This window comes from Nonomuraea turkmeniaca (assembly GCF_005889735.1).
Lineage (GTDB): Bacteria > Actinomycetota > Actinomycetes > Streptosporangiales > Streptosporangiaceae > Nonomuraea > Nonomuraea turkmeniaca.
In genome coordinates, this window is sequence record NZ_VCKY01000378.1 from 1 (window position 1) to 6,539 (window position 6,539).

A 6,539-nucleotide genomic window follows, 5' to 3' on the forward strand; every position below is an offset into this window, starting at 1 on the left:
CGCCCAGCCCGATCCCGCAGCGCCGGCGCCGCGCAGGAACGGCACCTTGAGCGCGTTGACGCGGTGGCCGAGCAGCCCGAGCAGCGCGGGGACGAGCGTGATCGAGGTCAGCACGGCGGTGACGACGGAGATGCCGGTGACCCAGCCGAGCGTGGCCAGCAGCGGGAAACCGGCCAGCGTCAGAGCGCTCAACGCGATGATCACCGTGCCGCCGGCGAAGACGACGGCCCCTCCCGAGCTCGCCACGGTACGCCGTACCGACTCCACGACCGGCACCCCTTCGGCGAGCAGCCGGCGATGGCGGGACAGCAGGAACAACGCGTAGTCGATGCCGACGCCGAGCCCGATCATCGTGGCCATGATCCCGGCCTGCTTGGGCATGTCCACGACCCAGCCGAGCAGCCCGATCACGCCCAGCCCCGACGCCACGCTGACCAGCGCGGCGAAGATCGGGATCACCGCGGCCACCAGGGTCCCGAACGCGAACACCAGCACCAGCAGGGCGCAGACCACGCCGATGATCTCGCTGGGGCCGGTCTTGATCTCCTTGTCGGCCGGGTTGGAGGCGTCGGCGGGCACCACCTCCAGCCCGGCGGCCCTGGCCGGGTCGGCGGCCTTCGACAGCGCCTGAGTGGTCTCGGCGAGCTTGTCGGGGTCGTGGCCCTCCATGCGGATGGCGATCAGGCCGATCTGCAGGTTGGAGGAGATGCCACCTCTGCGGAACGGCGAGTCCACCTGCACGACGTGCGGCATCGTCCGCAGGCGGTCGATGGAGCGCTCCACGGCCTGCTTGCGCTCGTCCTCCATGAGGGACCCGCCGGCGGAGTACAGCAGCAGCTGCACCGTGCCGCCCTGCGCGTAGCCGGGGCCGAAGCCCTCCTTCATGAGGTCGTGCGCACGCTGCGCGTCGGTGCCGGGAATGCTCGCGTCGTTACTGGTGGGGCTGCTGAACGCGAGGTTGGCGCCCATCAGGGCGGCCGCCGCGACCACCCATAACGCCAGTACGATTTTCCCGTGGCGCGCACACCAGCCGCCCAGCCGTCCCAGCAACCGCGTCATCGCTCTGCCCCCAACTCGACGGCCGTCCTGTACGGTCGTACAGGACGTAACGATAAAGCGGGAATGTTACAGAGCGCGTACCGCGCGGGAAAATGAGACGATGACCACAGCCGACGACACCCGCAGCCGCATCCTGGCCGCGGCCAGAGAGCTGTTCGCCGAGCGCGGCTACGCGGCCACCTCCCTGGCCGACATCGCCGCCGCCGTCGGCCTGACCAAGACCGCCGTCGCCTACCACTTCCATCCGAAGGACCGCCTGGCGACCGAGCTGCTCTCCCCCGCGGCGGACGACATGATCCAGCTCCTCGGCGCCGACCACGCGGGCCGGGAGGAGTTCGTGGCGGCCCTGGTCTCCTTCGCGGTGCGCTACCGCTCCGTGATCCGCCTGTTCATGGAGGACCTGTCCGCCGACGACTCCGTCTCGCCGGGCTCGAAGCGGGAGACGGTCAGGACGTTCAGGGACGAGATCTTCGCCAGGCTCGCGGGCGACGACCCCGGCCCGGAGGAGAGGCTCAAGAGCTGGGCGCTGCTCGGCGCGCTGCTGTGGGGCGTGGTCAAGACCATGGACCTGCCCGAGGACGAGGTGCGCGCCGTCCTGCTCGCGTCCTGCCGCTCGTTCTAGATCCCGAGGATCTCCCGCTCGACGTGGTCGAGCGCGAGGCGTACCGCGCCCAGCGCCACCCCCTCGTCCCCGAACGTGGACGCGACCACCTCGGGCGCGCTCACGCACAACTCGGCCAGGTGCCGCCGGAGCGGTTCGAGCAGCACGTCGCCGGCGCGTGAGTGGCCGCCACCGAGCACCAGCAGCTCGGGGTCGACGGCCAGGGCGAGCGCCGAGGCGCCGATCGCGAGCCGCTCCGCGTAGTGGTCCACCCGGCGCGCGGCCTCCCGATCGCCGTTGAGCGCCGCCTCGAACACCTCCGCCGCCGACGACTCCTTGACCAGCTCGCGGGCGGCGTCCTCCCAGCCGACCTGCCGCAGCGTGCCGATCTCGCCCGCGGCCCCGGTGCGTCCCGGATGCAGCCGGCCACCGATGAGGATGCCGGCGCCCGTGCGGTGGCCGGTCAGGACGTACACCACGTCCGAGGCGTGCCGCGCGCTGCCGCGCCAGTGCTCGGCGAGCGCGGCGAGGTTGGCGTCATTGGCGGCCAGCGCCGTGCCGCCGAGCCAGCGGCCGGCCAGCCCCGCCAGGTCCACCCCGGTCCAGCCGGGCAACGTGATCGCCAGCGACACCCGCCCGGTGCGGTCCACGATGCCCGGGGTTCCCGCCGCCACCGCCCACACCTGCCTGCGTGCCACGCCCGCGCCGTCCACACACGCCTGCGACGTGCGCCGGGCCGCCTCCAGCCGCTCGTGGGCGGTCGCGTCGCCGGAAACCTCGGCCCGCCGCCAGGCGATCACCTCGCCGTTGAGATCGGCCAGCGCCGCCACGATGCCGTCGCCACCGATCTCCATGCCCACCACGTAACCGGCGTCCGCCCGGAACGCGAACCGCCGCGCGGGCCGCCCCATCACGCCCTCGTCGGGCGGCAACTCCCTGACGTAGCCACGCTCGGCCAGCTCGTCGAGCACCGCCTCGACCGTCTGCCTGGACAGCCCGGTGATGCGGCCGAGCCGCGTCAGCGTGGCCGCACCCTCGTGCCGCAGGGCCCTGAGCGTGACCTTGGTGTTCACCTTGCGCAGCAGCGACGCGTCACCAGGCCCGAGCTCGGTCAACTTACGAGAGCCTTTCGCATAATGTCCCTCTTGACCGCTACCAGCCAGGATCCTAGCATCAGCCGACATACGTGAATTGGTTACATAAGTGGAGGGATCATGGTCACTCTCGCCGTCGTCGGCGCGGGTTCGCGAGGAACCTCCTACGCCCGCCACGCCGTCGCGACCGGCAAGGCACGCGTGGTGGCCGTGGCCGACCCGCTGGACGGCCGCCGCGGTGGTTTCCCCGGCGCCGAGCAGTACGCGGACTGGCGCGAGCTGGCCGCGCTGCCCCGCCGGGCGGACGCCGTGATCATCGCCACCCAGGATCGCGACCACATCGAACCCGCGGTGCGCTTCGCCGAGCTCGGCTACGACATCCTGCTGGAGAAGCCGATGGCGGTCTCCGAGGACGACTGCCGGGCCGTCGTCACGGCGGCCGAACGCACCGACGCGATCTTCGCGGTCTGCCACGTCATGCGGTACACGCCGTACACGCGGGCGTTGAAGGCGCTGCTCGACTCCGGCCGGATCGGCGAGATCGTCAGTATCCAGCACCTGGAACCTGTGGGCTGGTGGCACCAGGCGCACTCGTACGTGCGGGGCAACTGGCGGCGTACGGACGAGTCCACGTTCATGTTGCTCGCCAAGTCCTGCCACGACCTGGACTGGCTGGTCCACCTGACCGGCAGGCGGGTCACCCGCGTCTCGTCGTTCGGCGGGCTGCACCACTTCCGCCCTGAGCACCGGCCCGCCGGAGCGGCCGACCGCTGCCTGGACTGCGCGGTGGAGGCGGACTGCCCGTTCTCGGCCAAGCGCATCTACCTGCCGCTGGCCGGGCGGGCGGAATGGCCGCTGTCGGTGCTCACGGACGATGTCTCCGAGGCGGGCGTGCTCGAGGCGCTCAGGACCGGCCCGTACGGCAGGTGCGTGTACGCGTGCGACAACGACGTGGTCGATCACCAGGTCGTGAACATGGAGTTCGAGGGCGGCGCGACCGCGTCGTTCACCATGACCGGCTTCACCCCGGCGCTGCACCGGCAGACGCGGATCTTCGGCACCCGCGGCTCGATCGAGGGCGACGGCGACCGCCTGACCGTCTTCGACTTCGTCACCGGGCGCTCCGAGACCATCGAGACACGCCCAACGGGTCCGGAGCGGAGGAGCTCGGGGGGAGAGAGCGAGGAACGAGCCAACAAGCCCCGAAGCGGCCGCGACCATGAGCACGCGACGGCTCGAGGCGGACACGGGGGTGGTGACGAGGCGCTGGTCGAGGCGTTCCTGACCGCGGTCGCCACGAGAGACCGCGGGCCGATCCTCTCCTCGCCGGCCGAGAGCCTGCACAGCCACCTCATCGCGTGGGCCGCCGAGAGGTCGCGGCAGCACGGCGAGACGGTCGCCGTGCTCCGCTGAGCGGCTACTCGCCGGAGATCGGGCCGGTCGGGGTGACCGAGGGCTCGCCGGGGTCGGAGCCCGACTGCCCTTCCAGACCGACGACGATCACGATCGCGACACCCCGCTGCGCGCACGTGCCCGGCTGGACGCTCTGGCTGAGGATCATGCCCACGCGCGACTCGTCCTCCACGACCTGCCCCTGGGACCGTACCGTGAAGCCGGCCGCCACCAGCGCGGCCCGTCCGTCCTCCTGGGGCCGTCCCACGACGGACGGAACGGCGGCGCCCTTGCGGGCCACGGTGAGCGCCACCGCGGTGCCGCCGGCCACCCGCTTCCCGGCCTGCGGCTGCGTGCCGAGCACCCGGCCGTTCGGCTGGTCCGAGCAGGCGCGGGTGACGGTGCCGACGGCGAGGCCGGCACCGGTCAGGGCGGACTCGGCGGCCTTGCGCTGGAGGCCGACGACGGACGGCACCGCCAGTCCTGCCGACACCTGGAGCGAGACCGTGCTTCCCTTGGGCACCCCCACACCGGAGGCGGGCTTGCTGCTCAGCACCTGGCCGATCTTCTGCGGTGAGTCGGCCTGAGTCACCGGCCCGGCCACCAGGCCGGCCTGCTTGATGGCCTTGATCGCCTTGGCTCGGTCCAGGCCGACGAGCTCCGGCACCGGGACCGTCACCGGGCGCGGAACCGTCGGGTCGACGGGCGGCTTGCTGGCCTCCTGCGTCTCCTTCGGCTTGGCCGGGGACGACTTCTCGGCGGCAGGCTTGGACGTCTCGGGCAGGGATTGAGCCGGCGGAGCCGGCCGCGCCACCGGTGAGACGGGCTCGTCCCTGTTCAGCGTGGGCACGATCACGGCTGACAACACGGCGGCGGTCACCAACAGAGCCGCGGAGACCGCGACGGCCGCACGGGGCCAGCCGCGCCTGCCCATGTCGTCCGAGTCGACGGTCCGCACACCGTCGCCGCCCGACCCGGAAGCGGACGGTGATGGCGTCTGGCCGGGGTCGGATGCGGTTACCGGGCCGGAGGGCCGGTCGTCGCCTGCGGTCCCGCCCGGTAACACGTACCCTCCGGGCACCCCGGTGGCCTCGGGTTCGGCCATCGGCGGGGTCCGGGGCTCGGGAACCAGGGGCGGGGTGAGACGCAGGATGTGCGGCGGCGGCGTGCCGAGCACCTCGGCCGGCAGCTGATCCGACTCGCCCAGCAGCTCGAACAGCAGCTCCCTGCTCCCCGGCCGGTTCCTGGCATCCTTCTCCAGGCAGGACTCGACCAGCCGCCGCAGCCGCCCTTCCAGCAGCCCCAGCTCCGGCGACGCGGTCAGGATGCGGTGCAGCACCGGAGCCACCGAGTCCTGCCCGAACGGCGCCGTGGCGTTGGCCGCGAAGCACATCGTCGCGCCCCACGAGAACACGTCCGCCTTCCCCGTGACGGCCGACGCCGTGATCTGCTCGGGCGCCATGTACGCGGGCGTCCCGACGCCCCGGCCGCTCACCGTGGCGGCCGCGTCCAGCGCCTTGGCCAGGCCGAAGTCGATGACACGCGGCCCGTCCGACCCGAGCAGCACGTTCTGGGGCTTGAAGTCCCGGTGCACGATACCCGCGCGGTGGATGGCCGTGATCGCGGTCGCGGTGCTGACCGCCAGGCGCTCCAGCGCGCCGCCGCGCCGCGGTCCGGTGAGCGCGACCTCCCTGGCCAGCGAGGGCCCGTCGACGTACTCGCTCACGATGTACGGCCGGCCCTCGTCGAACCCCGCGTCGATCACCTGCGCCGTGCAGAACCTCGCCACGTGCTTGGCCAGCTCGACTTCCCGTAAGAACGCCGCCCGCTCGTCCCCCACCGGTCCATGCAGCAGCTTGACCGCGTACGTCTCCCCGCTCCTCGAACCGAGGAAAACCGCGCCTTGACCGCCCTCACCCAGACGACCGGAAAGCTCATACTCCCCGAGTCGCTGCGGGTCCCCCGTTCTGAGCGGCTGTGCCGTTGGCACGGGGCGCCTCCCCTCGCCGCCACCCCTCTTCTGCTTTCTACTGAAAGCAACCGATTGCCAACAGTCAACGGTGCTCAGGGCAATCGCGGCCTGACCGTGACGCAGCGGGTCAAGAAGTACGGGTGACCGTACCGGAGTACGTCACCTCCTCCTTACCCTGGCGTGTCACCTTGATGGCCATTTGGTCGGCGTACGACGTCGGGAACATCCGCAACGTCCCCGGATAACACTCCTCGCCCTGGACTTGGTCGAGCGCGAACACCATCCCGCCGTCCGTCCGCCCCAGCCGCCCCGAACAGTGCAGGTCGGCGCCCCACCGCATGGCCCCGCCGTCGTCGCCCAGGCGCAGCTCGACGGGGAAGACCCGCTGGGCGGAGAAGTGCTCGGCCGAGCCCGTCCACGT

At 71.9% G+C, this 6,539-nt stretch carries 6 protein-coding genes; 2 read left to right on the top strand and 4 right to left on the bottom strand.

All coding sequences use genetic code 11. The annotated features are described in order from the left end of the window. Window positions 1-1,059: MMPL family transporter (locus ETD86_RS51545; protein ID WP_170223758.1), on the bottom strand; the 1,059-nt coding region annotated here is incomplete at its 3' end. 100 nt (window positions 1,060-1,159) lie between these two features. On the opposite strand from ETD86_RS51545, the gene ETD86_RS51550 reads away from it, so the two are divergent. Further along, window positions 1,160-1,681, top strand: a complete 522-nt coding sequence (locus tag ETD86_RS51550; RefSeq protein WP_138673925.1) for a TetR/AcrR family transcriptional regulator — start codon at window positions 1,160-1,162, stop codon at window positions 1,679-1,681. Here the strand turns inward: ETD86_RS51550 and ETD86_RS51555 are convergent. Continuing rightward, on the bottom strand, window positions 1,678-2,775 hold the full coding sequence (locus ETD86_RS51555) for an ROK family transcriptional regulator (protein WP_211370868.1): 1,098 nt from the start codon (window positions 2,773-2,775) through the stop codon (window positions 1,678-1,680). The two genes, ETD86_RS51550 and ETD86_RS51555, sit on opposite strands and share 4 nt — an antisense overlap. Before the next feature lie 99 nt (window positions 2,776-2,874). On the opposite strand from ETD86_RS51555, the gene ETD86_RS51560 reads away from it, so the two are divergent. After that, a complete protein-coding gene (locus tag ETD86_RS51560; protein WP_138673927.1) occupies window positions 2,875-4,167 on the top strand; it encodes a Gfo/Idh/MocA family protein in 1,293 nt (430 codons plus the stop codon). Window positions 4,168-4,171: 4 nt separating this feature from the next. Here ETD86_RS51560 and ETD86_RS51565 read toward each other — a convergent pair whose 3' ends face one another. Next, window positions 4,172-6,136 carry a protein kinase domain-containing protein gene (locus ETD86_RS51565; protein ID WP_138673928.1) on the bottom strand — a complete coding sequence of 655 codons (1,965 nt, stop codon included), beginning with the start codon at window positions 6,134-6,136 and terminating at the stop codon, window positions 4,172-4,174. 109 nt (window positions 6,137-6,245) lie between these two features. After that, the coding region (locus ETD86_RS56400) for a hypothetical protein (protein WP_170223759.1) at window positions 6,246-6,539 on the bottom strand (294 nt) is incomplete at its 5' end.

What these genes read in the sequence shown, in the direction of transcription:
- ETD86_RS51560 (WP_138673927.1), top strand. Translation starts at nt 2,875, where the DNA reads ATGGTCACTCTCGCCGTCGTCGGCGCGGGTTCGCGAGGAACCTCCTAC.
- ETD86_RS51550 (WP_138673925.1), top strand. Translation starts at nt 1,160, where the DNA reads ATGACCACAGCCGACGACACCCGCAGCCGCATCCTGGCCGCGGCCAGA.